28 protein-coding genes and 1 pseudogene are annotated in these 24,792 nt (G+C 38.5%); 10 read left to right on the top strand and 19 right to left on the bottom strand.

Features of this window, described 5'->3' with window-relative positions; all coding sequences use genetic code 11:
* The 9 genes and pseudogenes from Q4597_RS03995 to Q4597_RS03955 form a co-directional block, all read right to left on the bottom strand.
* A pseudogene (locus Q4597_RS03995) lies at positions 1–956 on the bottom strand (hypothetical protein); the annotation flags it as partial.
* A 4-nt stretch (positions 957–960) separates the two neighbouring features.
* Positions 961–1,443: a T9SS type A sorting domain-containing protein gene (locus Q4597_RS03990; RefSeq protein WP_303404801.1), complete on the bottom strand. Its 483-nt coding sequence runs from the start codon at positions 1,441–1,443 to the stop codon at positions 961–963.
* Positions 1,444–1,524: 81 nt separating this feature from the next.
* Positions 1,525–1,755, bottom strand: coding sequence for a hypothetical protein (locus tag Q4597_RS03985; RefSeq protein ID WP_303404800.1), 231 nt, complete (start codon positions 1,753–1,755; stop codon positions 1,525–1,527).
* Between the two features lie 10 nt (positions 1,756–1,765).
* On the bottom strand, positions 1,766–1,951 hold the full coding sequence (locus Q4597_RS03980) for a hypothetical protein (RefSeq protein WP_303404799.1): 186 nt from the start codon (positions 1,949–1,951) through the stop codon (positions 1,766–1,768).
* 261 nt (positions 1,952–2,212) lie between these two features.
* Positions 2,213–2,680 carry a hypothetical protein gene (locus Q4597_RS03975; RefSeq protein ID WP_303404798.1) on the bottom strand — a complete coding sequence of 156 codons (468 nt, stop codon included), beginning with the start codon at positions 2,678–2,680 and terminating at the stop codon, positions 2,213–2,215.
* A gap of 45 nt (positions 2,681–2,725) precedes the next feature.
* The gene (locus Q4597_RS03970; RefSeq protein WP_215436364.1) at positions 2,726–3,097 is read right to left on the bottom strand and encodes a DUF4870 domain-containing protein; all 372 of its coding nucleotides are present in this window, start codon (positions 3,095–3,097) and stop codon (positions 2,726–2,728) included.
* A gap of 20 nt (positions 3,098–3,117) precedes the next feature.
* Entirely contained in the window at positions 3,118–3,735 is a 618-nt protein-coding gene (locus Q4597_RS03965) for a hypothetical protein (protein ID WP_303404797.1), read from the bottom strand.
* A gap of 7 nt (positions 3,736–3,742) precedes the next feature.
* Positions 3,743–4,090 carry a hypothetical protein gene (locus Q4597_RS03960; RefSeq protein WP_215913307.1) on the bottom strand — a complete coding sequence of 116 codons (348 nt, stop codon included), beginning with the start codon at positions 4,088–4,090 and terminating at the stop codon, positions 3,743–3,745.
* A 197-nt stretch (positions 4,091–4,287) separates the two neighbouring features.
* The gene (locus Q4597_RS03955) at positions 4,288–5,835 is read right to left on the bottom strand and encodes a hypothetical protein (RefSeq protein WP_303404796.1); all 1,548 of its coding nucleotides are present in this window, start codon (positions 5,833–5,835) and stop codon (positions 4,288–4,290) included.
* A 117-nt stretch (positions 5,836–5,952) separates the two neighbouring features.
* Here Q4597_RS03955 and Q4597_RS03950 point away from each other — a divergent pair, with 117 nt between their 5' ends.
* A complete protein-coding gene (locus Q4597_RS03950) occupies positions 5,953–6,507 on the top strand; it encodes an RNA polymerase sigma factor (protein WP_215913309.1) in 555 nt (184 codons plus the stop codon).
* Positions 6,491–7,228, top strand: coding sequence for a tol-pal system YbgF family protein (locus Q4597_RS03945; protein ID WP_303404795.1), 738 nt, complete (start codon positions 6,491–6,493; stop codon positions 7,226–7,228). The genes Q4597_RS03950 and Q4597_RS03945 overlap by 17 nt, the downstream gene beginning before the upstream one ends.
* On the opposite strand, the gene Q4597_RS03940 is transcribed toward Q4597_RS03945, so the two are convergent.
* The 4 genes from Q4597_RS03940 to Q4597_RS03925 form a co-directional block, all read right to left on the bottom strand.
* On the bottom strand, positions 7,225–10,065 hold the full coding sequence (locus Q4597_RS03940; RefSeq protein ID WP_303404794.1) for a CHAT domain-containing protein: 2,841 nt from the start codon (positions 10,063–10,065) through the stop codon (positions 7,225–7,227). The two genes, Q4597_RS03945 and Q4597_RS03940, sit on opposite strands and share 4 nt — an antisense overlap.
* Before the next feature lie 59 nt (positions 10,066–10,124).
* Positions 10,125–10,772 (bottom strand): hypothetical protein, encoded by a 648-nt coding sequence (locus tag Q4597_RS03935; protein WP_303404793.1) that lies wholly within the window; start codon positions 10,770–10,772, stop codon positions 10,125–10,127.
* Positions 10,773–11,495: 723 nt separating this feature from the next.
* Positions 11,496–12,065, bottom strand: coding sequence for a hypothetical protein (locus Q4597_RS03930; RefSeq protein ID WP_303404792.1), 570 nt, complete (start codon positions 12,063–12,065; stop codon positions 11,496–11,498).
* Positions 12,066–12,072: 7 nt separating this feature from the next.
* Complete coding sequence (locus tag Q4597_RS03925) at positions 12,073–12,225, bottom strand: hypothetical protein (RefSeq protein WP_303404791.1); 153 nt, start codon at positions 12,223–12,225, stop codon at positions 12,073–12,075.
* Between the two features lie 378 nt (positions 12,226–12,603).
* Between Q4597_RS03925 and Q4597_RS03920 the strand changes: the two genes are divergently transcribed.
* Together Q4597_RS03920 and Q4597_RS03915 are read left to right on the top strand one after the other, a co-directional pair.
* Positions 12,604–13,338: a LytTR family DNA-binding domain-containing protein gene (locus Q4597_RS03920; RefSeq protein ID WP_215913315.1), complete on the top strand. Its 735-nt coding sequence runs from the start codon at positions 12,604–12,606 to the stop codon at positions 13,336–13,338.
* An 8-nt stretch (positions 13,339–13,346) separates the two neighbouring features.
* Positions 13,347–15,329: a tetratricopeptide repeat protein gene (locus Q4597_RS03915; protein ID WP_303404790.1), complete on the top strand. Its 1,983-nt coding sequence runs from the start codon at positions 13,347–13,349 to the stop codon at positions 15,327–15,329.
* On the opposite strand, the gene Q4597_RS03910 is transcribed toward Q4597_RS03915, so the two are convergent.
* The gene (locus tag Q4597_RS03910) at positions 15,319–15,891 is read right to left on the bottom strand and encodes a DUF3109 family protein (RefSeq protein ID WP_303404789.1); all 573 of its coding nucleotides are present in this window, start codon (positions 15,889–15,891) and stop codon (positions 15,319–15,321) included. The two genes, Q4597_RS03915 and Q4597_RS03910, sit on opposite strands and share 11 nt — an antisense overlap.
* Positions 15,892–16,007: 116 nt before the next feature.
* Between Q4597_RS03910 and Q4597_RS03905 the strand changes: the two genes are divergently transcribed.
* Positions 16,008–16,586, top strand: a complete 579-nt coding sequence (locus Q4597_RS03905) for a MarC family protein (protein ID WP_215436395.1) — start codon at positions 16,008–16,010, stop codon at positions 16,584–16,586.
* A 28-nt stretch (positions 16,587–16,614) separates the two neighbouring features.
* On the top strand, positions 16,615–16,821 hold the full coding sequence (locus tag Q4597_RS03900; RefSeq protein WP_215436397.1) for a hypothetical protein: 207 nt from the start codon (positions 16,615–16,617) through the stop codon (positions 16,819–16,821).
* 1 nt (position 16,822) lies between these two features.
* On the opposite strand, the gene Q4597_RS03895 is transcribed toward Q4597_RS03900, so the two are convergent.
* The 4 genes from Q4597_RS03895 to Q4597_RS03880 all read right to left on the bottom strand — a co-directional run bounded on the left by Q4597_RS03895 (position 16,823) and on the right by Q4597_RS03880 (position 20,406).
* Positions 16,823–18,448, bottom strand: coding sequence for a S41 family peptidase (locus Q4597_RS03895; protein WP_303404788.1), 1,626 nt, complete (start codon positions 18,446–18,448; stop codon positions 16,823–16,825).
* A gap of 1 nt (position 18,449) precedes the next feature.
* A complete protein-coding gene (locus Q4597_RS03890) occupies positions 18,450–18,899 on the bottom strand; it encodes a dCMP deaminase family protein (protein ID WP_215913319.1) in 450 nt (149 codons plus the stop codon).
* Between the two features lie 125 nt (positions 18,900–19,024).
* Positions 19,025–19,609 carry a HupE/UreJ family protein gene (locus Q4597_RS03885; protein WP_303404787.1) on the bottom strand — a complete coding sequence of 195 codons (585 nt, stop codon included), beginning with the start codon at positions 19,607–19,609 and terminating at the stop codon, positions 19,025–19,027.
* A gap of 59 nt (positions 19,610–19,668) precedes the next feature.
* The gene (locus Q4597_RS03880; protein WP_215436404.1) at positions 19,669–20,406 is read right to left on the bottom strand and encodes a TerB family tellurite resistance protein; all 738 of its coding nucleotides are present in this window, start codon (positions 20,404–20,406) and stop codon (positions 19,669–19,671) included.
* A 204-nt stretch (positions 20,407–20,610) separates the two neighbouring features.
* Here Q4597_RS03880 and Q4597_RS03875 point away from each other — a divergent pair, with 204 nt between their 5' ends.
* From Q4597_RS03875 to Q4597_RS03860, 4 genes are all read left to right on the top strand, one after another.
* Entirely contained in the window at positions 20,611–21,021 is a 411-nt protein-coding gene (locus tag Q4597_RS03875; RefSeq protein ID WP_215436407.1) for a BrxA/BrxB family bacilliredoxin, read from the top strand.
* 86 nt (positions 21,022–21,107) lie between these two features.
* On the top strand, positions 21,108–21,848 hold the full coding sequence (locus tag Q4597_RS03870; RefSeq protein ID WP_215436410.1) for a 1-acyl-sn-glycerol-3-phosphate acyltransferase: 741 nt from the start codon (positions 21,108–21,110) through the stop codon (positions 21,846–21,848).
* A 1-nt stretch (position 21,849) separates the two neighbouring features.
* Positions 21,850–22,533 (top strand): HD domain-containing protein, encoded by a 684-nt coding sequence (locus Q4597_RS03865; RefSeq protein WP_303404786.1) that lies wholly within the window; start codon positions 21,850–21,852, stop codon positions 22,531–22,533.
* 78 nt (positions 22,534–22,611) lie between these two features.
* Positions 22,612–24,036, top strand: a complete 1,425-nt coding sequence (locus tag Q4597_RS03860; protein ID WP_215436416.1) for a Gfo/Idh/MocA family protein — start codon at positions 22,612–22,614, stop codon at positions 24,034–24,036.
* A gap of 59 nt (positions 24,037–24,095) precedes the next feature.
* Here the strand turns inward: Q4597_RS03860 and Q4597_RS03855 are convergent, their stop codons facing one another.
* Positions 24,096–24,656, bottom strand: coding sequence for a porin family protein (locus tag Q4597_RS03855; protein ID WP_215436418.1), 561 nt, complete (start codon positions 24,654–24,656; stop codon positions 24,096–24,098).
* Positions 24,657–24,792: the final 136 nt, after the last annotated feature.

Genomic DNA, 24,792 nt, shown 5'->3' with positions numbered 1-24,792 from the left:
GTATCTACCAACCCACCAGCTGCCAATTCTTCTATTGCCGCTTGGGTATCGGCAGCTGCAAGTCCCGTTCCCGCATTATCAAAAGGAACTTCGGAGGCATTTTGGTCATCCGTTCCTCCCGGTGGGATAATAGCCGATAGATCGATAGTTGACCCATCCGTTATACTTAAGTTAGTGCCGGAAAGGCTAATATCTTGAATTTCATTGGTCGGGTCCGCATCTGCATCCGCACCTCCTGTGCCAGAAGCGACCAATTCATCCAAAGCCTCCTGAACATTACCTGCAGTAAGTCCTGAGCCTGCATTGTCATAAGGCACTTCTGAAGCAATTTGAGCGTCTCCGCCTCCGCCTCCACTAAACAATCTATTATCTACATAGGTCTTTACCGCTCTTTGCGTGGGCAGAATACCGTTACTGTTTTCGGCCAGGCCGCCATCGTCCGATATTTTGTTGACTTGATTGCCTGAGCTTAAATTAAAGCCTCCTAAAATTCTTAAGTCGCTTTTTATTTTAACCTCACCAACGTTTTTGTTCTCAATATCATTTCCATTTGTTTCCCATTGTTGGCTGCCGGAAGCCATGGCGTAAGGAACCGCCATGAGTTCAGTTGTGCCCACCTCTGTGCCATTAAAGGAAACCACCACAAAAGTAGCTTGGCCCCAAGGTAAATTGGAATAACTGCCACTATTACTGTTTCCACTGCCTATTTGCAAGTTAAAAACACCATTGGCATCTGTTGTTATAGAGTGACTTTCTTCATATTGCGTAGCCGCATCCGCGCTACCGAATTTTAGGGCAATACCTATATCTATGGTCTCTTGCTCCATTAATTCATTATCCAAATTACGGGCAACACCCTGGTAATTGATGTAGTTTTTCTGCTGTGCCTGCGCCACAAAAGTTCCGGAGAACATAAAGGCCAAGATTATAAGTATTGATGTGTAATTTTTTTTCATAGTTCTATTCTTTGATCAGTTTAAATGCTTTACTATCCGTATTTCCTTCTATGTAGAGTTTTAAAACATATACTCCCTTGGCCATATAGGCCATGTCTATTTTATATTCAGACTGAGACGTTTCTACTTTTTGGTTTAAAACGCGCTGCCCGTTTACACTGAACAACTCTATGCCATACACTTTGTTTTGACTGGTAAAAACGGTCACTTCTTCTATAACCGGGTTGGGATAAACCAAAATGTTGGAAGGGTCTTCCCCTGGGTTTAGTGGTATGACCAAAATTCCTTTTCCTGCCCAAAAACCTTGATCTACAGAATTATTTTCTCCTACCAAACCCACTATTGGTTCTCCAATGGTGAAGCTTACCGAGACCTCTGCACTTGCCATAGTACCACCAACGTTACTAACAACACTGCGTTCTATTGATTGGGCAAATGAAAATGTAGTACTTGCTGATAGAAAAAAGAGGAGTAGTTTTGCTTTCATATGTGTTCATTTTAAGATTAATGTTTTTTTAATGTTGAAGGTTAACGGCAGCTTCAACATTTTAATAATTACCCTAAAGAGTTAGCTTCTTTTCTTTTTATAGACGAACACTTCCAAGCAATCAAAGTCTATTTTCATACTCTTTGAGAAACCGCTCAAAAATTTATGGGCGGCAAATAAGACAATCAAGAGTGCTTCTATGGAAATAAGCACCACTGGGTCTATCTTTTTGACTAAAACAAGTAAAGACTCTGCAAACAATAGTGAGGTATTAAATAACAGGGCTGCGATTAAAATGATGGTGGTTTTCATAAGTACAGATTTAAAATGTTCCAGAATTGGATACTACCCGCTTTATAAAAAAGTTCTTTTGAGTACCTAGGTTTTGGGAGGAATGGTTTCTGATGGTTGCCATGGCATATTCTGCTAACAACAACCAGAAGAAACTGGTACAACTGTTCCGTTGAATGAGCAATACCGTTATGTATTGGTGATGAATCAGTTTCATTTTCTTTCTCTATTTGCTTAAATGGTCTACACCATTAAAGATGAATAGGGGGAAACTGATTTGGGAAGGTTAGGAAGAAGCTTTCATTCGATTTAAAAACTCAAATAAATTGCCTGCCTCTTGAAACCACTGACAAGATACTGGCAACTTTAATTTTCAAAGATTAAAAATGTACAATTTGATGGTTCTAATGTGTAATCTGCAAGAATATTGTAATTCTTTGTGAAGAGTGTTGCCAAACACCTTGGTCATTCAGTGGAATCAGGGACTTTGAACGGTCCTGATCTTATAGGACCATTTCCCCGCTCTTTTATATCCTTTGGAGGTATTAGGAGACTTTACTACCCCATAAATACCTGCTGTTAACGCTGCGGCCCCAATAAATACGGAAGGCACAGTACCAACGGCCAATCCAACTAAAAACATGATACTGCCAATATGCAGAAAATTAACATGAATCATAATTGTATGAAACAAGGCATGACGTCTAATGATATCTATTTCTTGTAAGCTAACAATTATATCATCTACAATAATACTATTTTGATTGAGCACAGTAAACCTCCCTGCAAATTTTTCACCTGTTTTGGTAATTACTTTGATCCTTCTGCTTTCCTCAGTGGTTATTTCTTTGCCAGAAACCGAATTGACAATGGCCAACTGCTTTTCCTGACTAAGACTTTCTAGACAGAAAAAAAGACAACATACCAACGTAAGAAACACTCTCATAAGTTTCTATTTTAAACTTGTTATTTGCTAGAACAGCAAACCTAACTATTGTTGAATTCCTGCGAACCAAACCTCATACTTCTTCCCCAAGATAGGGGCCGGAGCCTCTTTTCCGTTTAGGGCATTCATAAATGCCATCACCCACATGTACAATAAGACAAAAATACCCAAAAAGTTTATGACCCAACCTAAAATGGGTATCATGCCAATCACTCCCAAGGCCAAACCGGTAACACACAAACCCAACGATTGCCTAATATGATAGCTTGCAAATTCTTGTTTTTTCTCATTGTTCATTACAAATGCAACTATTAGGCCTATTAAGGTTACGTAAGCCAGAATTGCCATTGTCTTATCATTTTCACTTGTAGCCGTAGCAGTTTGTGCCTTATTTAATTCAGTATCCGTATTTTCCATAATAATATATTTAATTGGTTTTATTCCGCCATTTTGGTCAATTGTTCTAGTTTGAGTTCGTTTACTATATCCCAAGTTTCTTCAGGTGGTATATCATATGCATTTATCGTTACCAAAAAGCGCTCTGCATAGGCAAACATTAGTTGGGTATCATTAGACTTCTTCTTGTAGGTCTGTTGTGCCTTTACCCCATTAACTTCAACCGTTTGTTGGTGTTTATATTCATCTTCCGTTTCCATTTCAAAATTACCCAGTAGTCCGTAACTCGTTGCCATCATACTTCCGGTAGGGCCCGCCCCATCTATTATCATAACATTAAACTTTTTCTTGCCATCTATTTTCTTGTAGGTGCCTTCCACAGAGTTAACCTTATACATTCCCGCTTGGCCCACTTTAAAACCTGTTCTGTCCAAGACCCCTAAACTCTTGGGCAACCACCCCTTTAGTTGTTCATTGGTTAAGGGAGCGGCATCTTTCAATTTTTCGATTCTTCCTTCTACTTCTCTGGCTTCCTTTACAAAGGTGGAGGCATTAGATACCCCTTCCTTAGCCTTGGATAACTTTTCCTTGACCTCGCCAACACAAGAGCCCAAAAGCAGCAAGAGTATAACCAATCCTATATTTTTTAGTTTCATCATCTTCACTTTATAGGTTATCACAACTTTCCCTATCTATTTCTGCTTTTGCCTCCTTGATTTCTTGGTCAATTTCAGCTCTGCTGGCCGTAGGTATACAATCATAAATGTCATCTAGAGCATCTAGATAGGCCTTAGCCGCGCTTTTATAGTCTGCACAATTCTCTGCGGTGGGGTTTTCCGAATAAGCAGAAGTCGCATCTGACCATGCTTGTAGTTCATCTGCATAACCCTGGGCCCAATTTCCTCCAAAGCAGTTTCCTACAGGGTTTAAAGGGTTGTCCTTGTCACAACCGTACGTTAAAATAATTGCCGCACCACAAACGGCTAAAAGAACTTGTTTTTTTAAATTTTTCATAATCATTGTTTTCACTGGTTCATTAACTATTTTTTGTAGTGTTCTAGTGGAAAAACATCCTTATACCGAACCTCCTACATCCATTAGTGTCCTAATCTTTAAAAGGTAAACATCAAAATCAAAAAAAGTCCGACAACCTTACAGGTATCGGACCTTTAGACGTATTCCAATTATGTTTATATCTTAAAGCTTAAGACTTATTGATTACAGACATCACCCTCGGCTCCATTATCGGCGTATTCGTTTTCAGATTCCATAAAGTTCGCATTGGCCTTAACGTTTATTCCGCATCCACCACTCTTGGTTATATGAGAGTTTTCAACTGTTAACTGGCCTGCTTTAACATATATAGCCGCCTTAGCATTACAGCAGTATACATAAGTTGAACCAGCATTTTTGACCTCGGCATAACGAACTACATTGGACTTACTATTGGTCTCTACATGAATTCCGCGCCAGAAGCCACTTATATCTTCAGAACCTCGAAAGATTATTGGTTTCGTTTCTGTTCCAATAGCATTGAACACACCATTGTCATACACACCCAAACCAGCATTTTCTTCAAATACAATCTCTACACCTGCTTCAATATTTAAGCGATCTTTAATATCCAAAACATCATTATTGCCTATTCTATACGGTACATCGGTTGCTTTTATAGTTACTTCTTCTTCCAGTGTTGAATCTGTAATCAAAATATAATCCTCTTCATTACCTTGGTAAGATGATAAAGTACCGTCTATTGCGTCCAGCTCTCCCATGGGTAGCTTTAATGGTGCCAGTTCATGAGTGGTTATAGTATTGCTAGCATATCCGCTAAACTCAAAATCATCTCTTACCACGATACCGTATGATTTTCCATTACTGATTGTGGTATTGGTAATTGCAGATTTTCCGTCTTTAAGATATATAGAAGCAGCATCATTACAGCAATATACATAGCTCCCTCCTGCATCCGATAATTCTAAAAAATTTAAGGAATTAGCTTGTTTGTTTGATTCTATGTGGATGCCCCTCCAATATCCTTTGGTGGCTTCTTCTCCTTTCATTACTACAGGTTCTGTAGCGGTACCATTTACTGTAATGGACCCATTATCGTAAACACCAATACCAGCATTTTCCTTGAATTTAATTACCACACCTGCCTCAATAACCAGCGGTGCTATAATGTCCACAACACATTCTACCAAATAATCTACTTCTGCAGGACCGTTCTTTAAAACGGTTTCCTCACTTATATTACAATCCAAAATTTGTGTTTCTTTGCTCTCTTGCTCCGATATTGGAATATATTGGCCTTCGCGAACCCATTTTTGAATATTTCCGGCTCCACTAGACCCAACAGAAATCCTAAGAGTATCATCTTCCTTAAGCTCCATAAAAGCATCATAGTAGTTATAGTCACTTCCCAACTCCCCGTATTTATAATTTTCCACATCTACAGCTCCAATATCACTCCATTTTACATCCCCCTTACTAAAAGATGAACTCGCTTTATCGGTAATTGTTCCTTGGGCATTTTCCACTTTCACAATCATTCCGTCATTAGGGATGTTATTACTGGAAATCCTAATCCAAGAACCTGCTAAATTATCTAGTGTAAGTTGTTCTTCGGACTGTTCTTCTTGTTCTTGCTGTTCATCAACTGATTCAGGATCGTTGATACTGTCATTTACCCCCTCTTTGGTACATGACACAATCATCAGGGCAATAAGCGCCATATACCATACATTTTTAGTTTTCATAATCTTATATTTTATTGATTCCACGGGTGTTTGTACCCTAAATATCAAAAGGTCAACATACCCATTAAAAAAATTCTATATTTAGATGATGTTTACCTTTTAACCAATTGAGCACCAATGAAAGACCAGCATATTATTTCCCAAATGAAACAGCGGGATAGAAATGCACTTAAAGAAGTTTATAAAGGGTATAAAATTGAATTTTTCAAGTTTGCTTCCCGATATACTTCCGACACTAATGTACTAGAGGACATTTTCCAAGATGCTATTATCGTACTCTATGAAAATGCTCTGGCAGGAAAATTAGACGAATTAAAAAGTAGCTTAAAAACCTACCTTTTCAGCACAGGAAAGTTTATGATTTTTAAAAAGTTCAGAGACATCAAAGAAATAGCCACTGATGAAACCTATATTTTTGACCAAAACGAAATAGCTGTCATCAATGACGTATACGAAGACCAAGGCCCCAATGAATACCAACAAAAATTAGTAGAAAATTTTAAGAAGCTTGGAGATAAATGCCGCGAAATACTTGAGCTTTTCTACCTAAAAGGATTAAAACTAGACGAAATAATGAGCGTGCAAGGCTATGAAAACAAAAATGTAGTAAAAAGCCAAAAATCTAGATGCCTCAAATCATTAAAAGAGCTTACTCATGCAAAGAATGGATAATGAAGAATTGATCAATGGTTATTTTGAAGGTTCTCTTTCAGAAGAGCAAAAGAGAGAATTTGACCATTTATTTGAAACAAATACTGATTTTAAAACCGATTTTGAGTTTCAGGAAGAGCTAAAACGCGCCCTGGTAAAATCCGAAAGAAAACAACTTAAGGAAATTTTATCGAATACCAACACGCCACATGAAAAGGAAAAATCTCAAGTAATACGCTTACGCCCTTGGTTTATTGCCGCCTCCGTGGCTCTACTTGCCGGCATCAGCTCTTGGTTGATTTTCTTTAACCGACCGGACATTGATTCTCAACAATTGTATGCCAGCAATTTTGCCCCCTATGAAAATGTAGTACACCCTATTGAACGCGGTGAACAATTGGAAGACCTTAAAACGCGGGCTTTTATTGCATATGAAAATGCGGAATACACAAAGGCTATAGAGCTGTTCCAAACTTTGAACAAGAAAAATAATGATAAGTATATTATTTTTTACGAAGCTATTGCCCTTATGCAATTGAATAAACATGATGAAGCGGTTCCTTTATTTGAAGATTACATTGAGACCAACGGAGAGCTTAAAGAAAGGGCCATTTGGTACCTAGCACTAGCCTACTTAAAACTAGATGAAATTGAAGAATGTAAAGAACAGTTAAGTCTTTTGACCTATAAAGATGGATTCAAAACCAAGGCTGCAAAAAATCTATTGGCCGAGCTGAACTAATTAAAACTTCTTTTCCTTTTATATCTAAAAACAACGTAGAAAACACTCAATACTAAAAACAAACTCCCCAAATACCACCAGTAATTGGTAGTCGTAATTGGGGAAACATCTCCAGAAACCACAAAAGCAGACCAGTAATAGGGGTGCTGCAACAGGCTATCATCCGTGGTTTCCAGATATTTCAGTTTTGCATCACGCAATGCTTTTGCTTTTGACTTACCCTTACTAAGCCCTTCGTAAAAGAACTCCATTAATTTCACGCTGCTTTTATCGTTAATCTTCCACAATGTGTTCACTAAAGATTTGGCCCCGGCATAGTAAAAGCCTTTTGACAAACTCAACATACCCTGCCCTTTTTGAAGTTTTCCTATACCTGTTTGGCACGCACTCAAAGTCACTAAATCAGCATCCAAGGAAATATTATAAAGGTCTTTTATATAGAGCACACTGTTCTCACCACTATCCTGTTGTTGACTAAAAGCGAGATAAGAATAATCCGGATACGCATCATTGGCAGAAGCATGTGTAGCCAAATAGATCATATTAGAATTAGAAGAGTTAGCCTTAAAACTTGCAAGGGTAGCATTTTGGCCCAATACCTTTCGGGTATTAAAGTAAGAGCTTATTCCGTTAACCTCATCATCGTTATAGAGCAACTTTCCAAACTGCCTGCTATCCTGGACCGTTTCTTCATCATCAAAATTTGGCGCATAGGCCAAAATGTGGTTCTCTTTAGATTTCGCCTTCTTTATGAGTTCCAAAAGAGAGGTAATTGAATTGCCGTAACTGATACTTTTTGTTTCCAAAAGGTAGGAACCGTTCTCACGTAAGAGGTCAAAAGGCACATAATGCAATTCTCCGTCTGGAACGACAACAAGATTTTCGGAATCAATGTCTTTGAGCGGCTGCTTCAAGACTCTTTCAAAGAGACGGTTACCTAAAACATTTACTTCTTCTATCCCATTTTTTAAAGATGGTTTTGAGAGTGCCCTATAAAAATCACTAATATCCTTTTTATCGTCTTCGGAAAATGGCAATTTTAAAAAATGTTGCTTTTCATCGTTCAACACAATGGCATACAGGTGATGGTTCGTAAGGGTAAAAGAAACTATTGCACCTCCATCTTTAAACAGCGTATTACGTATAGTGGCAAAATCTAAGGTTTTACTACCATACTTTAAACCGTGATACCTTGGGTACTTCTGTTTTAATGTATCCAATAATCCGTAATACGCTTGCTTTAGACTCAAAAGTTGGGGCTTCAATTTGCTCGCGTCTTCAGGACCGTCAAAAATTTCTTTCTCAAAATGAGTTATTTCCGCTCTTAGGCGTGCTTCTTTTTCCAATACTTGATGAGACACATTTCCATATCTAGTAGCCTGGGCATCCCTGAGGGCTTCGAGCAGAACAAAATCTTTATTCTTTTCTGCAATGTTCAACGCCAATTCTACCGTGTTTGCAGATCCGGTCCTTTTATAGTTGTCATATACCACATCTAGCATCCGGTGAAAGATAGGATACACTTCCTCGGCCAAATATTGCTTGTCCAATTTACTGTCAAACTCCAGTTTCAATTCATCAAAAGTGGCCAATATATCTTTACTGGTTATTATTGCCTCTTTCTCATAAGTAAGATGATTTGTTTTGGCATACGCCGATTGCAAAAGCTGAAGTTTTATATCCAATAAATTCAGCAATTGAAGTTTGGAAAATGCATCTTTAGGCCTGGGGTTGTCATCAGACCCTAATTTAATGTTGCTGGCATTATAAAATGCTTTTTGGATGAAATTAAGCCCTTCTTTAAAATTGTCTTGTGCTAAATAAAGTCTTGCCATTTTACCATAGACATGGGCTACATCTTGGTGAGGTTTATACTGCCGATAGGTTGTATAAGCATCCAACGCCTGACCATAATACTCATCTGCCTGTTCGTAATCCTTTTTTCCCAAGAAGGCATCGGCATAAAGCACATTTATTTCTTTGGAAAAAGGGTTATCCAAAGTATTTAAAAGATGGTTTTCATTTAATACTGCTAGTGCATTATCATATTCCCCCTGTTTTAAATAATTTTTGGCCAGCAATATATATGCGGACAAGAAGTTGTTCTTAAATCTGGGGTTATTCACTTTCGCCTTATAAAACTCCAATGTTTCCTTCAGCAAATCATTGGCCCCTACGGTATTGCCCTGTACCTCTAACACCTGTGAAAGCAGTTTTTTAGTGTTGAAACTAGCCGATTGCCAGTCTTCAATACTATCTCTAAATGTTGCTATTAGGTTTAAATCTTGCGTATAGTAGAACTCAGCCTGTTCATATTTGCCGGTATGCCTATAAATGAGCCCTAGGAAACTATAAATTGCGGAAAGTGTATCTATATCAAGCGCGGTACGCTGCTCTTCAGGAATAGCTTTAAGAATGGAATACAACTCTAAAAAATAGGCTTTGGCCGTACCGTATTCCTTTAATTTGTAGTGAAAATTTCCTTTGTCAAAAAGGAGTCGGTTTTTATAAACTTCACTTACCTCAAGACCATTAGTTCTAGAGTCGTTGCCCAACCAGTCCTCCATTCTTTGCAGGTTACGCCTGTATTCCTGTAAATCGTAAAAATTACTGTTCGCATTGATCAAATAACTTAGACTTCCAAGAAGATAGTCCATATTGTCTTGTTCATTGGCAAGTGATATGGTTTTTTCATAGTAAACATAGGCACTATCCTTATTTACGTAGTGATATTCCAAAGCTCTGTTAAAAGCATCGTCCAAGTTTGATGCTTCTCCTTGGGACCAGCCGCTATGGCATGTAAACAAAAAACAAACTATGTAATGAAAGTATTTCATATGTTAAAGTCCCTTACGTATCTGCGTAAAGGACTTTAAATTAATTAAAAATTGTTCAACTAATTTTTATAGACCGGTAGTTCTAGGGTAATGGCATCTCCAAACTCTTTGGTCCTTAGCATTTTTATGACCATTGTAGCGTTACCTTTAAAATCACCCTCAATAGCAACCACCCTGTTTCCGGTTTTCGTAAGAGTTGCCGAACCGCCTTTGGCCACCACTTTATTCTTTTCGTTAACTATAGTTATTTCGGCATCATCTACCTCCGCTGGCAACTCTATTCCCGAAAAATCCGAAATATTGATTTTAGGCACACAACCAGCTCTTGGGTTATCAAAACATCCTCTTGGCGGCCTGGGAGGGAATTTTCCTCCCCTTGGCATAACAATACTAACTAACCCTGATTTAAACATATTTAAACCAGCCTCTTCTTTTTGAGCCTGCTCTAATCGCGGAATCAATCTTTTACCTCCTTTATTAACATCTATGGCCTCCTTTAATTCCGCAATTTCCTGTTTCATAACGGAAAGACTGTGTATTGTTCCAAGTTTGTACAGTTCAAGACCATTCAGGTATTTGGGTTCTTGAACCAAACGGTAACTAAAATTGTTAGAGGTTAATTCTTCTTCGGGCAGTTCTTTCTGAGAACATGAGACTACACCCAACATAATAAACATAAGACAGACTAAATAATTCATTGCTTTCATAATTTATGGTTTTCTACAGATGAGTACCCTAAACCTAAAAAGGTAAACATGATAATCAATCAATTTGGCTAAAGGTGCCCATAATTTATAAGTACATCAATAGCTTATGTTTTATTGGTCTAATTTCTTGTATGCCTAGCAATGTTGGCTGTACGGATGGTTGCTTAAAAAAAATAACAGAAGAAAACCTTAGGGCACAAAAAAAGACCGAAAAGTATTTTTCGGTCTTTTTATAATGTTACTATGATACCGCCAAACCGTACGGTCCTTCTAATGTATCAAAATCGATTAGTACCAGAAAGGGTGCTGATTCAGGTAGTTCCCCCGAAACCTATAATCGGCAATCACCTTTCCAATAAATTGAATAAGATGACCCCCAATGGCTTCATTAGACGGACAAACATGCTCTATTTCATAACATGTAGCCTAGAACCGTACCTTTTTGGATTGGCAGTTTCATAAAATTGTAAGATGGTTCCCCATATGTAGATATTGTCTAGTTATTGGTTTGGTATTTTGATGTCTCTATTTTCTAATGCTGTGTTGTACGTAATCTCAGTAATTACCAATCGGGGGATGGTAAAAATAAGCATTTTCTTAACATGTAGCACCATTAGTTCCTATTATTGTTCAATCTAACTACATCATTCGTAGAATATTACAAATAACATGGCTAGACCATAAAATCATCACAGAACAACACCCGTGATGTAAACTTAGTCTCTAATTTTTGTAAGCCATGAACGACCTGCTAACATGTATTGTTTTGCCTTCTGAGTTTCTAAAAGACAAATTCATCTTCCCGCGCATAGCATATTGGTCTATTTCTGCAATATGCACAAACCCCTTATGCCCAAAATAAGGTTTCTCATCTAAGTCCGTTAGATTAACAAAACCAAAAACTCCGCTAAAATTGCTTAAAAGGCTATTGAAATCTCCTTTAACCTCATGTTTGCCCAGTATAGCATTTGTATTTTTTGTTGGTTTTGAAATTATCATTCCAAAAAGCTGCTCTCCTTTAGTCTTAGTACCACTTGCTTTTAGCTCAACATTCGTGAATGTATCGCCGTCTCTAGACTTTACCTCCTTTACACTAAAAACAAGGGAGCTTTCTATAATCTTACCAACACTATCACTAATAGCTTCGCGATTTAAAAAATGAACATCCTCTAAAGTAGAAGGTGAAGTAAGTTTATCATCCACTCCAGGGCTCGAAAAGAAGAAAAAAGAGAGAACAAACCAGAACCCTACTTTAGTGGTATTAACAAAAAACTGGAATACAAAACTATACATAATGTTGCTAATTTTTGGTTTCTTGCTCCGGTTCCTCTAGACCCGTTAACGTGTTTTCTACAAACTGCTCCCCAACAATTAAGCTGTTATCCAATTCCTTAACCTCACTTGTATCCGTCAAAGCTGCCGCTACTAAAGTAAGGACAAGTAATGCGAACATGAACAGACATTTTTTCATTGCTATTATTATTAGTTTAACCTAGTTGGATATATTAAAACTCCTGGGGAAACATTAATAACCGTCATCTACTCAAAAGCTAAAGTAGGGTTGAACGCCCCTTACCCGCAGTGCTAATGTATAAATGGTACATTTTCCTGTATAAATGGTAAGTGCCTTATTTTATCAGGGTTAATGAGGCCTCACACGTGTATTTTTTTCCTCTAACTAGTATTAAATACACTCTATAAGACCCAGCCCCGACCAATTTTGTCACTTTTTATACCAATCACACTTTAATTGTCTCCATCGGTACATCTTTACTATCATAAAACATGCCATACGATTAAATTTGTTTACTTTACCTTAAAGTATAATTCTATGATCGAAGCCGTAATCGTTGATGATGAAATAAAAGCACTACAAAGTCTTTCGTGGGAATTGACCAATTTTAGTGATGAAATTAAGGTGGAAGCATCTTTTACAGACCCCTTTGAGGCGTTGACCTATTTAGAAAAAAACACCCCTGATTGTCTTTTTTTGGACATTGAAATGCCAACAATGGACGGTTTTCAGTTCATCCAAAAATTAACGAACAAAAATTTTCCGGTAGTCATTACCACGGCTTACAATCAATACGCCATTAAAGCCCTAAAAAACGAAGCCATAGATTACTTGCTTAAGCCTATTGACACAGACGATTTAAAGGAGACTATTGTAAAAATCAGAAAACATAATGCCAAAAACTTTACCGCAGAGCGATTGGAAAAATTATTGTTGAATTTCAACTCTAACGCAAAGCATAAAAAAATTACTTTCAACACAGACGGAAAGTTAGTCTTTTTGGATAGCGATGAAATTCTATACGCCGAGTCCGATGGAAATTATAGCACCATTTACTTAGCCGATGGCCACAAAATTGTCCTTACCAAAAAATTGAAAGAAGTAAACGAACTTTTACCAACCGATTCTTTTTTCAGAATCCATAATTCATACATTATCAACCTTACCAAAATAAAAGAGTTTTTGAAAACCGATGGATATGTTATTTTGGAATCCAACCATAAGATTCCCGTTTCCAGACAAAAGAAATCAGATTTTCTGGATATGCTCTAAAACTATTAATGCGTTCGCAACTGAGAAATAACAAAAATTCCCTCTCCAAATGCCCTGTTCATTTGGACAAAATATTTACGCTTTTATTCGGTTTTCTCTTTTTTACCATAGGTTATACCCAATCTATACCACCAGTATTCAAAAAAACAGTAGACAGCCTTATAACCGCAGGCCCTACTACTTATTCCGAAATTCATCCGGTACTGCAAGATTACAAGAAAGATACCCTCTTGATGCGTTATTTTTCCGATGTTTCACTTGACAAGAAATATATCCCGGGTCAAATTTATGCTTTTAACGAGTTGGGAAGGGTTTACCGCAATACTTCACAATACGGGAAATCCGTTAAGTTCCACAATAAGGCTTTGAAACTTGCGAATGACATTAATAATATTGAGTTTAAGGTATCCAGTTTAAATGACTTAGGAGTAGTTTACCGCAGAACATCTTCTATTCGGAGGGCAATGGACTACAACCAGCAAGCGTTGGAACTGGCCGAATCCGTTAAAAAAGAAAATCGTTCTAACAGCCTTAAGAAGAGCATTAATGTTTCACTAAACTCTATTGGCAACCTGTATAGTATGCTTAACCAATACGGCCAAGCTATAGAATACTTTAAAAAATCATTGGTCCTAGAGACAGAATTGGGCAATACTTTGGGTATGGCCATCAATTATGGAAATATAGGTAACAGCCTTGAAGAATTGGGGGAACTAGACGAAGCCCTCAAAAACTACCGCACATCTTTGGCCTATAACGAAGAAATAGACAGTGATATGGGGCAAATAATCTGCAAAACCAGCATTGCAAAGGTATATTTAAAAAAAGAACGTATAAACGACGCCAAAAAACTACTCACACCTACTCTAAGTCTAGCAAAGAAGCTAGGAGATGGGTTCTTAATTTCGCCTATCTATATTAATCTAGGCTGGGCAGAAATGATAACAGGAGATTATGCAAGTGCGGAAAAGTACATGCTTGAGGGCCTAAGGATAGCAGAAAAATTTAACTTAAGACACGAAGCCGCCCGGGCCAATCATTTACTCACCCAGCTTTATCAACAAACTAAAAACTATAAAAAGGCTCTTTCATATAATATGAAAGCCGAAGAGCTTGATGAAGAAATTGTGAACGAAAGCACCGTTCGTTACGTAAACGATATCATCTTTAGATATGATTCCGAGAAGAAGACCAACGAGATACAAATATTGGCGCAAGAGAACGAAATGATTCAAATGGAACTGCGCGCTAGCCGTACCACTTTACTCATTGGCAGCATTGCTCTTGCCTTATTGGCCGGTATATTTTACATCCTCTATAGACAGTACCAACTTAAAAATGAAAAAAAGGTTTTGACGTTGGAACAGAGTATGTTACGCAGTCAAATGAACCCACACTTTCTTTTTAATTCGCTCAATTCCATAAAGTTGTATATTATCAACAACGAACAGAAAAATGCGGTCCATTACCTTAACAAGTTCTCCAAGTTGGTACGGAAAATATTGGAAGCCTCATCTATGCGGGAAATTCCCTTAGCGGAAGAACTGGAAACCGTAGAGCTCTATATGAACATAGAAAATATTCGTTTTTCAAATGAAATAGATTTTAAAGTTCGTGTAGATGAAGATATTGACACCCATACGGTTAAAATACCCTCACTAATTTTACAACCGTTCCTAGAAAATGCTATTTGGCATGGGCTTTCACCAAAAACAGGCGAAAAGATTATTGACATTCACATATCAAAAGACAAACTAGATTTTATTCATATTGCCATATCCGACAATGGTGTAGGAAGAGCTGCCGCCGAAAAAATAAAGCAGAACAAGGTCTTAAAACGTAAATCTGTTGGTATTGAAATTACAAAAGAGCGGCTCGCTAATTTCTCGAAAGACCTTCAGAATTCCTTTGAAGTAGAAATCGTTGACCTATACGATGAAAACAAAAAACCACTTGGCACCAAAGTAATACTCCACATTCCTACGGCTTAGTATGCTCTAGGGCCACTTGTTCCAGTTCTTTATACCAAGCTTCGCCAAATTTTCTGATCAAAGCCTCTTTTACGAACTTATAGATTGGTACTTGAAGCTCATCACCTAACGAACAGGCCGGGTCACAAATGTTCCATTTATGATAATTAACGGCTGTTAGTTCTGTATATTCTCGTATTCGAATAGGGTATAAGTGACATGAAACCGGCTTTTTCCAGTCAACGGCCCCTTGGTTATAGGCCTCCTCTATACCGCATTTAGCTGTACCGTTCTCGGAAAAGATAACATAGGCACATTCACTATCATTAACCAATGGTGTTTCCCATTCACCGTCATCGCCTTTAATAAACGCCCCTTGTTCCTCAATGGCCTCAATACCCTCTTTCCTCAAGAAGGGCCTTACTTTATCGTAAATATCTACAAGAATCTCTGTTTCCTTATCCTCTAGGGGAGCCCCCGCATTACCATCTATACAACATTGCCCTTTGCAGGCCGTAATGTTACAGACAAAATCGTTTTCGATAATTTCTTCCGATACTATGGTGTTACCTAATTGAAACATACTGCGGGTTTGAGATGCAAAGATACTTTTTAAACGGGATTTTATAGGTAAATAAATAGGGCAACTATGCTTTCTATCGGTTTAATTAAATGTAATTTTGCGAAAAATTCTAAGGTATGGACATACAATTCGATATTCGAGAAATTGCGACCGCTACAATGGTACTTTTTGCGGTTATTGATATTTTAGGAAGTATTCCAATTATAATCAGTCTACGTAAAAAAGTAGGGCACATAGAATCCGAAAAGGCCTCTTTTGTTTCTTTAATCATTATGATCGCCTTTCTTTTCGTGGGTCAAAAAATACTGAAACTGATTGGCATTGATGTCTATTCTTTTGCCGTAGCAGGTTCATTTATCTTATTTTTCCTTGCCCTTGAAATGATTTTGGGCATTACCCTTTATAAGGAAGACGAACCCGAAAGTGCATCTATCGTACCCATTGCTTTTCCATTAATTGCCGGGGCAGGTACGTTAACGGCCTTACTTTCCTTACGGGCAGAGTACAGAGTGGAAAATATTATCGTTGCCATTACACTAAACACTATTTTTGTGTACCTGGTCTTGAAATCGTCAAAAAAGATAGAAAACGTACTGGGTAAAAACGGACTTAACGTAATACGAAAGGTCTTTGGTGTTATTTTATTGGCAATTGCCGTAAAGCTGTTCGCAGCAAACATTAACGAGCTTTTCTAGCATAGAAATTGAACTTAAAAAAATAGAAATGAACAAGACCCTAACTATAATCTTAATTGTAGCAGCCATTGCACTTATTGCATACAATGTTACTATGATCAATTTTCAGGATCCTTTTAATGGAGATAGTACTATTGCCTTAATTGGTATAGTAGGTTCTCTATGTGCCGTACTGCTGCTGTTGATATTCAGGACAAGTAAGAAAATAGAACAGAAAGTAAATCAGAGGGATTAGATTAGTTGGCACTTTCAATAGCGTCCACCTCTTGCTGTTGCACTACAGGCTTATCTAGCTTTATTACCTCTTGCAGCATTTTATCTTCAGTGCTTTTAATTTTAGCGTGTACATTGGCCCCGAACAATTGCTCTGCCAACGCCGCTTTTAAATAAAGTTTAATACTGTCTTCGTAGTCGTAAAAATTCATTCTTAAATTTCTACTCACGGAATAGTCCACAAATTTTTCAAAGAGAATATCATCTACTGTAAAATCATTGATGAACTCTTTTTGCGAATACGAGTTGTAACGCTTTCTATCAGAGTCTAGGTGTTCAAATATAAAATAGGAAAGCCACCCAAAGCTATCCATACTTTCAACCGCCTCTTCTTCATTGGAACCTATAGGAACAAACACATCCGGAATAATTCCACCACCACCGTATACAACTTTACCTTTGGGTGTCGTAAACTTTAAAGAGTCCGCTACCTTTATACTGTCTACGGTTACCAGTTCGCCACTATGGTACCTATCCGTAAATCTTTTATAATAATCCTCGTTTCCGTTTTCGTATGATTTTTGAATACTTCTACCCGTAGGTGTATAGTATCTGGAAACGGTAAGACGCACCGCAGAACCATCACCCAACTCCATTTCTCTTTGCACCAAGCCCTTACCAAAGGAACGACGGCCTACTATAGTGCCAATATCGTTATCCTGTAAAGCCCCGGCTATAATTTCGCTGGCAGAAGCAGAGCGCTCATTAATCAATACATATACCGGTTTATCTTCAAATCTACCTTTTGAAGTTGCGTGAATTTTATTGATTTTTCCCTTTTTGTTCTTAGTAAAAAGTATGAGTTTACCGTCTTTTAGAAACTCATCTGCCATTTGCTCAGCAACGCCCAAATACCCTCCGGGATTATCCCTTAAGTCTAAAGTTAACTTGCGTGCGCCTTGCTTGATAAGTTCGGAAAGTGCTGCCTTAAATTCCTTATAAGTAGACTCCGCAAAACGATTGACCTTTATATATGCCATATCATTTGTTAGCATATAATACGCTTCTACACTTTTTATAGGAACAATGTCCCTTTTTACATTAACAGTAAACACTTTGTCTTCTGCTTTTCGGTAGATTTTAAGTTTTACAGAACTGCCCTTTTCTCCCTTTAACTTGCCAACAATATCCTCGCTTGCCAGATTTTTACCGTAAAGCGTATCATTATTGGCCATTAAGATACGGTCTCCAGCTTTTATGCCTTTTAAATAGCTAGGTCCTTTAGGCACGGTTCTAATTACTGAAATAGTGTCTTTGTACGGATAGAAATTTATACCTATCCCCACAAAATCGCCTTTCATGTTCTCGGAGACCCGGTCCATTTCGTTCTTTGGAATATACACGGAATGTGGGTCTAATTTTTCAAGTATCTGATTAACAGTAACATCTACAATACTATCCGTATCAATCTCATCAACATACTCATAATCTATATAATCTATAAGCCTGTTGAGTTTATCCTTTTTAGAATTGGTAGTAAAAAGTTTCTCTGGAGAATCAGCAAAATGGAGCTTACCACCTACAAAAATACCTAAAGCAAGTGCTGCGGCTATAACGGTGGGCCATATGTAATTTTGCTGTTTTTTCATACTATGAGGACTTGGCCTCGGTTTCTTCTATTTCCGGTAAATGCACCAACTCAATACCTGCCCGTTCTAAAAATTGCAGTCCGGAATCGTCCTTGTAGGCCATTTTGTATACTACACGTTTTATGCCAGATTGGTGTATTAATTTACTGCACTCCCTACAAGGGGACAAGGTAATATAAAGCGTAGCACCCTCGCATGACTGTGTTGAGGAGGCTACCTTGCTAATGGCATTGGCTTCGGCGTGCAAAACATACCATTTGGTATAACCTTCATCGTCCTCACATATATTTTCAAAACCGGTTGGTGTACCATTATAACCGTCCGAAATTATCATCCTATCCTTTACGATAATAGCCCCCACCTGTTTACGCTGGCAATAGGATAGCTTGCCCCATTCCTGGGCCATGCGCAGGTACGCTTTATCGTATTTTGCTTGTTTTATTTTTTTCATGGACTGCAAAGATACAACAATAGACACTTGCGCTAATTATCTTACTTGCAATACAACTAAGATACCCGCTTTTAGAAAGCCCAACAATATTAAGGGGTTAATTTAAAGTGAAAATATTTGAGTTGCTATAGCGGAAACGTACGAATGAGCATTGGTATTGTTAGAAGTATAATTAAAATTGAAGTAATTACGACGAACAGCACTTTACTCAATTTAGTTACTGTAGTTAGGGCCCAACCTAAAACCAAAACCGAAGCCACAATGGTAACCTGAGAAATCTCAATACCGGTAGCAAAGCCCAGAAGTGGAACTAACTTATTGTCTTCTTCGGCCATGAGCATTCTAAAATAATTGCTAAAGCCAAAACCGTGTATCAACCCAAAAACCAAGGTGGCCAAAACATGCCCTTGCATGCTTTTTACCGTGGCCGCTTTACGCATGTACAACAGATTAAAAACGGCTGTCATCATAATGGTTACAGGAATCAGGAACTCTATGAGGCTCACATCTATATTCACCCATCCGTAAGCACTTAAAGCAAGGGAAACGCAATGAGCAATGGTAAATACCGTGGCCAGGAGTACTACTTTTTTCCATGTTTTAAAAGAGAACGGTACCGCTAGTGCGGCCAAAAAAAGAATATGGTCATATGCGTTTATATCCAGCACATGCTCCAAACCCATCTTTATATAAAATAGAAACTCTTCCATTTTGGATTTTATTAAATGTTGAACGCCGCTAAAAAGACAAATTACCTGTAAACAAAGATTTACAACCCTCTTTCTGCCTGTATTTCTTCATAAGCCTTCTGTACTTCCTTAAACTTTTCCTCCGCACCTTTCTTTATGGCTTCGTTCTGTGTATTTACACGATCGGGATGGTACTTTTTGGCCATTGTACGATACGCTTTTTTCACTTCGTCATTACTGGCCGACTTTTCAATATCCAGAATTTTATACGCATTGTTCACAGATTTTATGAACATGGCCTTAATACTCTCAAAATCCCGTAGGTGTACGCGTAAATAACCCGCAATTTCCCTAATCTTACGAACTTCCGGATCGCTAACGGAACCATCTGCTTGGGCTATTCCAAACAGAAAATGAAGTAACTGCAATCTTACCTCATAGCGTGTACGTTGATTTAAAAACGCACAGATACGTTGGGCAGAAATTTCGTGCTTTTTATTGATTTCGTTAAAGGTCCTAAAAATGGCGTTGGCCTTATCCTTGCCGTACGTACTAACAAAATACTGCCGTACATAGTCCATTTCACGCTGGCTTACCTTACCATCTGCCTTTATAACAATTGAGCATAATGAAAGTAAGTTGAGTTCAAAATCTGCCGGGGAAACCTTTTGGCGGGTCATATCACCAAAAACCGACTGTGCCCCACCTCCACCGGTAATTTTTAATCCATCTATCAAGCTTCCTACCAGATATCCCAAAATTGCCCCAGGAAACCGGAAAAAATAATATCCTATGATGGCCGCGAACCATTTAATCATGCCTTTTCTTAATTTGGGCAAAGATATTAAAAGCGGTCAGAATTAAACATCAAAATGGCTTTGTAGACCTTTATAAAACCATAGAAAGCAAGAGTATGTGCGCACATACCCCAATTATAGCCCTTTTCGCCAACGAAAAGTTAAGTAAGTCAACTAAATGCGACAAATTAAGTATCTTTGTTAACCAAAATAAAATTTAAAAATATGTATCCCGCAGAATTGGTAAAACCCATGAGACAAGACTTGGCATCAGCCGGGTTTGAAGAATTACATACAGCAGCAGCAGTCGAGAACGCGATCAATAAACCAGGTACTACTTTAGTTGTAGTAAACTCTGTTTGTGGTTGTGCAGCGGCCAACGCAAGGCCTGCGGCAAAATTAAGTTTGCACAACGCTAAAAAACCTGACCATACGGTAACGGTTTTTGCCGGTGTAGATATTGAAGCTGTAAATGCAGCAAGAAACCTTATGATTCCTTTTCCTCCGTCTTCGCCAAGTATGGCCCTTTTTAAAGATGGCGAATTGGTTCATATGATTGAGCGTCACCACATTGAAGGTAGACCTGCGGAATTGATTGCCGAAAACCTTGTTAGTGCCTATGACGAGTTCTGCTAGAACTGTTTAAACGTCTCTCGTATAGAGAGATGATAAAAGAATACAAAAAACCGCTTCACAAAGAAGCGGTTTTTTATTTTTGCACTATGCAAAAACTATTGGCATACCCGCTCACCTTTCTATACATGATCTTCTTTGGGTTGTGTCTATTGGTGTTTCACCCCATTCAATGGGTCTGTTTTAATGTTTTTGGGTACAATCCCCATAGAATGAGCGTTGCCCTACTCAACCTCTCGCTTATGCGTTGCACTCATGTATTGGGAACCACTTATGACTTTAACAACCCGCATGATATTCCTACGGACAGGCCTTTGATCATTGTTCCAAATCACCAAAGTATGCATGACATACCCCCTATTATCTGGTTCATGCGAAAGCACCACCCTAAATTCGTTAGCAAAAAAGAGTTGGGAAGGGGTATTCCCAGTGTTTCGTACAACCTGCGCCACGGCGGTTCCGTTCTAATAGACCGGAACGATAGCAGGCAAGCCCTATCGGAAATTGCAAAACTGGGCCGCTATATAGAAGAACATAACCGAAGCGCCGTAATATTTCCCGAAGGAACCCGTAGCCGCACCGGACATCCAAAACCGTTTAAAGCTACCGGATTAAAACTCCTAATGAAAAATGCACCTTCCGCATTGGTAGTTCCTATAAGTATCAATAATTCCTGGAAAATGCTCAAATACGGTAAATTTCCAAACGGAATTGGCAATCATATTACTTTTCAAGTGCATAAGCCCATTGAAGTAAATTCCAATTTTGATGCAGTTCTGGCAGAGGCCGAAAAACAAGTTATTTCCGGAGTAACCTCCTTTAAATCATAGAATGACAAACTCAGAAATTGTAGAGCAAACCATTGCTTTCGTAAAAGAGACCTTGCAAGGTGCCGAAGGCGGACATGATTGGTTTCATATACAACGTGTCTTTAATAACACCCTACTCATTGCCAAAGAAGAAAATGTAGATATTTTGGTGGTTAGTCTTGGAGCGCTCTTGCATGATATTGCCGATGCAAAATTCAACAATGGAGATGAGACCGTTGGTCCTAAACTGGCCCATCAATTTTTAACCGATTTAAAAGTAGACCACAAAACTATTGATCACGTTATACAGATCATTGAAAATATATCGTTCAAAAATTCCCTTGAAAAAAACAAGGAAGAGAGGTTCTCCTCTCTAGAACTGGCCGTGGTCCAAGATGCAGACCGTCTAGATGCTATGGGTGCCATTGGCATTGCCAGAGCATTCAATTATGGTGGGTTCAAGAACCGGGAGCTGTACAACCCCGAGATAGCTCCAAATTTAAAGATGAGCAAAGAGGAATACAAAAAATCAAAAGCCCCTACCCTAAATCACTTTTACGAAAAATTGCTCTTCCTTAAAGATAAAATGAATACCCAAACGGGTGAAAAACTTGCGGAAGAACGCCATGAATACATGCTGGGCTTCCTTAAACAATTTTATCAAGAATGGAACCCGCTTGAACCACACACAGGTTTTATCATATAATTCAAACCAAAAAATCGGCCTTGCTTTTTTACATTTTTTGTACCTTCAAATGCAGAACCAAAAATCAAAAATTTGAAGATGCAAAGAAGAAAGTTTATCAAAAATGCAGCAGCGGCCTCTACCGCATTTTCCATTGTACCCAGCTACGTTCTGGGCAAGAACCATGTGGCTCCTAGCGACACTCTTTATGTGGGTGCTTTTGGTGTTGGAGGACGTGGTGCCGGCGTTATAAACGGCCTTGACCAAACCGGTAAGGTTAAGTTTGTAACCCTCTGTGATGTAGATGACCGAAGAGCGGCAGAAACCTACGAAAAATACCCAAAAGCAAAAAAATACAAAGACTACCGTAAGGTGTACGACAAGCATCTAAAAGACATAGACGCTATAATGGTAGCTACTCCCGATCATATGCACGCCTCTATTGCTTTGCCTTTTATGCGTGAAAAAAAACATGCCTACGTAGAGAAACCTTTAACCCACAATATTAACGAAGCCAGGTTAATGACCCAAGTAGCCAAAGAGCATGGCATTGTTACCCAAATGGGAAACCAAGGAGCTTCTAGTGATGGTAGCCGTGAGGCAAAAGAATGGATTCAGAGCGGAATCATAGGAAAAGTCTACAAAGTAGATTGTTGGACCAATCGTCCGGTATGGCCACAAGGCGTTCCTGTACCTACCGAAAAACAACCCGTACCAAAAGGCCTTGATTGGGACCTTTGGCTTGGCGTAGCTGCAAAACGTGATTACAATGCGGCATACCTACCTTTTAAATGGCGAGGTTTTTGGGATTTTGGAACAGGTGCCCTAGGGGATATGGGATGCCACATTATGGAAACTCCGTTTGGTGTTTTGGACCTTGGATATCCCACGGAAGCCGAAGCTAGTTGTACCACCAACTGGGTAGGCGATTTTGTTGAAGCGGATTATAGTGAATCTTGCCCTGCTTCTTCCATTGTACGTTTGAAATTCAATACGGAAGAACATGGCGACATTGCTCTGAACTGGTACGACGGTGGATTAATGCCAGACCTGCCCGATGAATTGGCAGATGGAGAAACCATTGGTGATGGAGGTGGAGGTTCCGTTTTCTACGGTACCAAAGGTATTCTTGTTACGGATACCTACTCACGTAATGCCCGGTTGCTCCCAAGCAAAAACATGAGCCTGTTTAACGCTCCCGCTCCTTATTTAAAGCGAGTGGAAGGTGATGTAGAAGGACACCAAAGAAACTTTGTGGAAGGTTGCTTAAACGGTACAGAAACCTCATCGGACTTCAAAAAATCAGGACCGCTAACGGAAGCCGTTCTTATGGGCAACTTGGCCATTAAAGCATTTCAATATAAAAAACTGAAAGAAGGCAAAAAACTAGGGGATTGGGATCCATTTGAGTATCCTGGAAGAAGAAAAATCCTTTGGGACGGTGCCAACATGAAAGTCACCAATTGGGACCTTGCCAACGAATGGGTAAAAGGAAAATACCGCAAAGGCTGGGAATTAAAATAGTAAGCAATAGTAAAGCGCAATAGGGAAAAACGTTCCTATTGCGCTTTTTTTATTTTGATTTAGAAAGCGTATCCCGCGGATAGTTGAAATACGTTATTTTGACTGTTTCCTCCTGAATAAGAATCTCCGTTTATATTGGCAATACCCTTATTATACCTAAGGCTAAAAAAGATGTTATCGTTCAATTTGTACGAGGCTCCAATAGCAAAAGCAACGTCTAACTTCTTAAAACGGTCATCATCATCTTCATTTGTGGATATTAAAAAGCCTACCAATGGACCTGCTTCGGCACTAAGTCCTTCCAAAAAATAATATTTTCCAAGTAATGGCAGATTTACATAGTCCAACTTCAGGTTATTGTCATTAGTACCATAATCCCAATTTGTGCCTTGCGATGAGTATAACAACTCTGGTTGTACCGCTATTTTATCCGAAATGGAAAATTCCGCCACTCCACCTAAATGAAAGCCCACCTTTGTCCCTAAACTTCCTAAGCCCGAATAGGCACTGCCGCCAATTGAGGCTACATTTATGCCTCCTTTTACCCCAAAACCAAAATCTTGGGCCTGAATAGCAGTAATCGATAAAAGCGTGGTTAAAAAGAATACTAGTTTTTTCATAATCTACATGTTTTGTTTAACTGTTTCATCAGTTAGTGTCAAACACATAAAAAGGTTAACATAAAAATATAAAACCATACATGACTTAATGCAGAAAGCCCACTTTGAAAGAACCTATCGGTTTTTATACATACTT

This window comes from Zobellia sp. 1_MG-2023, assembly GCF_030549125.1.
In the GTDB taxonomy this organism is placed as follows: Bacteria; Bacteroidota; Bacteroidia; order Flavobacteriales; family Flavobacteriaceae; genus Zobellia; species Zobellia russellii.
The sequence above is the reverse complement of the archived record's forward strand: the minus strand, read 5'-3'. Positions and strand labels throughout refer to the sequence as shown.

What these genes read in the sequence shown, in the direction of transcription:
- Q4597_RS03855 (WP_215436418.1), bottom strand. Translation starts at nt 24,656, where the DNA reads ATGAAAAAACTAGTATTCTTTTTAACCACGCTTTTATCGATTACTGCT.
- Q4597_RS03905 (WP_215436395.1), top strand. Translation starts at nt 16,008, where the DNA reads ATGGACATACAATTCGATATTCGAGAAATTGCGACCGCTACAATGGTA.
- Q4597_RS03875 (WP_215436407.1), top strand. Translation starts at nt 20,611, where the DNA reads ATGTATCCCGCAGAATTGGTAAAACCCATGAGACAAGACTTGGCATCA.
- Q4597_RS03925 (WP_303404791.1), bottom strand. Translation starts at nt 12,225, where the DNA reads ATGTTCGCATTACTTGTCCTTACTTTAGTAGCGGCAGCTTTGACGGAT.
- Q4597_RS03885 (WP_303404787.1), bottom strand. Translation starts at nt 19,609, where the DNA reads ATGGAAGAGTTTCTATTTTATATAAAGATGGGTTTGGAGCATGTGCTG.
- Q4597_RS03910 (WP_303404789.1), bottom strand. Translation starts at nt 15,891, where the DNA reads ATGTTTCAATTAGGTAACACCATAGTATCGGAAGAAATTATCGAAAAC.
- Q4597_RS03935 (WP_303404793.1), bottom strand. Translation starts at nt 10,772, where the DNA reads ATGAAAGCAATGAATTATTTAGTCTGTCTTATGTTTATTATGTTGGGT.
- Q4597_RS03975 (WP_303404798.1), bottom strand. Translation starts at nt 2,680, where the DNA reads ATGAGAGTGTTTCTTACGTTGGTATGTTGTCTTTTTTTCTGTCTAGAA.
- Q4597_RS03985 (WP_303404800.1), bottom strand. Translation starts at nt 1,755, where the DNA reads ATGAAAACCACCATCATTTTAATCGCAGCCCTGTTATTTAATACCTCA.
- Q4597_RS03865 (WP_303404786.1), top strand. Translation starts at nt 21,850, where the DNA reads ATGACAAACTCAGAAATTGTAGAGCAAACCATTGCTTTCGTAAAAGAG.
- Q4597_RS03930 (WP_303404792.1), bottom strand. Translation starts at nt 12,065, where the DNA reads ATGTATAGTTTTGTATTCCAGTTTTTTGTTAATACCACTAAAGTAGGG.
- Q4597_RS03880 (WP_215436404.1), bottom strand. Translation starts at nt 20,406, where the DNA reads ATGATTAAATGGTTCGCGGCCATCATAGGATATTATTTTTTCCGGTTT.
- Q4597_RS03980 (WP_303404799.1), bottom strand. Translation starts at nt 1,951, where the DNA reads ATGAAACTGATTCATCACCAATACATAACGGTATTGCTCATTCAACGG.
- Q4597_RS03860 (WP_215436416.1), top strand. Translation starts at nt 22,612, where the DNA reads ATGCAAAGAAGAAAGTTTATCAAAAATGCAGCAGCGGCCTCTACCGCA.
- Q4597_RS03890 (WP_215913319.1), bottom strand. Translation starts at nt 18,899, where the DNA reads ATGAAAAAAATAAAACAAGCAAAATACGATAAAGCGTACCTGCGCATG.
- Q4597_RS03895 (WP_303404788.1), bottom strand. Translation starts at nt 18,448, where the DNA reads ATGAAAAAACAGCAAAATTACATATGGCCCACCGTTATAGCCGCAGCA.
- Q4597_RS03940 (WP_303404794.1), bottom strand. Translation starts at nt 10,065, where the DNA reads ATGAAATACTTTCATTACATAGTTTGTTTTTTGTTTACATGCCATAGC.
- Q4597_RS03955 (WP_303404796.1), bottom strand. Translation starts at nt 5,835, where the DNA reads ATGAAAACTAAAAATGTATGGTATATGGCGCTTATTGCCCTGATGATT.
- Q4597_RS03960 (WP_215913307.1), bottom strand. Translation starts at nt 4,090, where the DNA reads ATGAAAAATTTAAAAAAACAAGTTCTTTTAGCCGTTTGTGGTGCGGCA.
- Q4597_RS03950 (WP_215913309.1), top strand. Translation starts at nt 5,953, where the DNA reads ATGAAAGACCAGCATATTATTTCCCAAATGAAACAGCGGGATAGAAAT.
- Q4597_RS03965 (WP_303404797.1), bottom strand. Translation starts at nt 3,735, where the DNA reads ATGATGAAACTAAAAAATATAGGATTGGTTATACTCTTGCTGCTTTTG.
- Q4597_RS03900 (WP_215436397.1), top strand. Translation starts at nt 16,615, where the DNA reads ATGAACAAGACCCTAACTATAATCTTAATTGTAGCAGCCATTGCACTT.
- Q4597_RS03970 (WP_215436364.1), bottom strand. Translation starts at nt 3,097, where the DNA reads ATGGAAAATACGGATACTGAATTAAATAAGGCACAAACTGCTACGGCT.
- Q4597_RS03915 (WP_303404790.1), top strand. Translation starts at nt 13,347, where the DNA reads ATGCGTTCGCAACTGAGAAATAACAAAAATTCCCTCTCCAAATGCCCT.
- Q4597_RS03945 (WP_303404795.1), top strand. Translation starts at nt 6,491, where the DNA reads ATGCAAAGAATGGATAATGAAGAATTGATCAATGGTTATTTTGAAGGT.
- Q4597_RS03990 (WP_303404801.1), bottom strand. Translation starts at nt 1,443, where the DNA reads ATGAAAGCAAAACTACTCCTCTTTTTTCTATCAGCAAGTACTACATTT.
- Q4597_RS03870 (WP_215436410.1), top strand. Translation starts at nt 21,108, where the DNA reads ATGCAAAAACTATTGGCATACCCGCTCACCTTTCTATACATGATCTTC.
- Q4597_RS03920 (WP_215913315.1), top strand. Translation starts at nt 12,604, where the DNA reads ATGATCGAAGCCGTAATCGTTGATGATGAAATAAAAGCACTACAAAGT.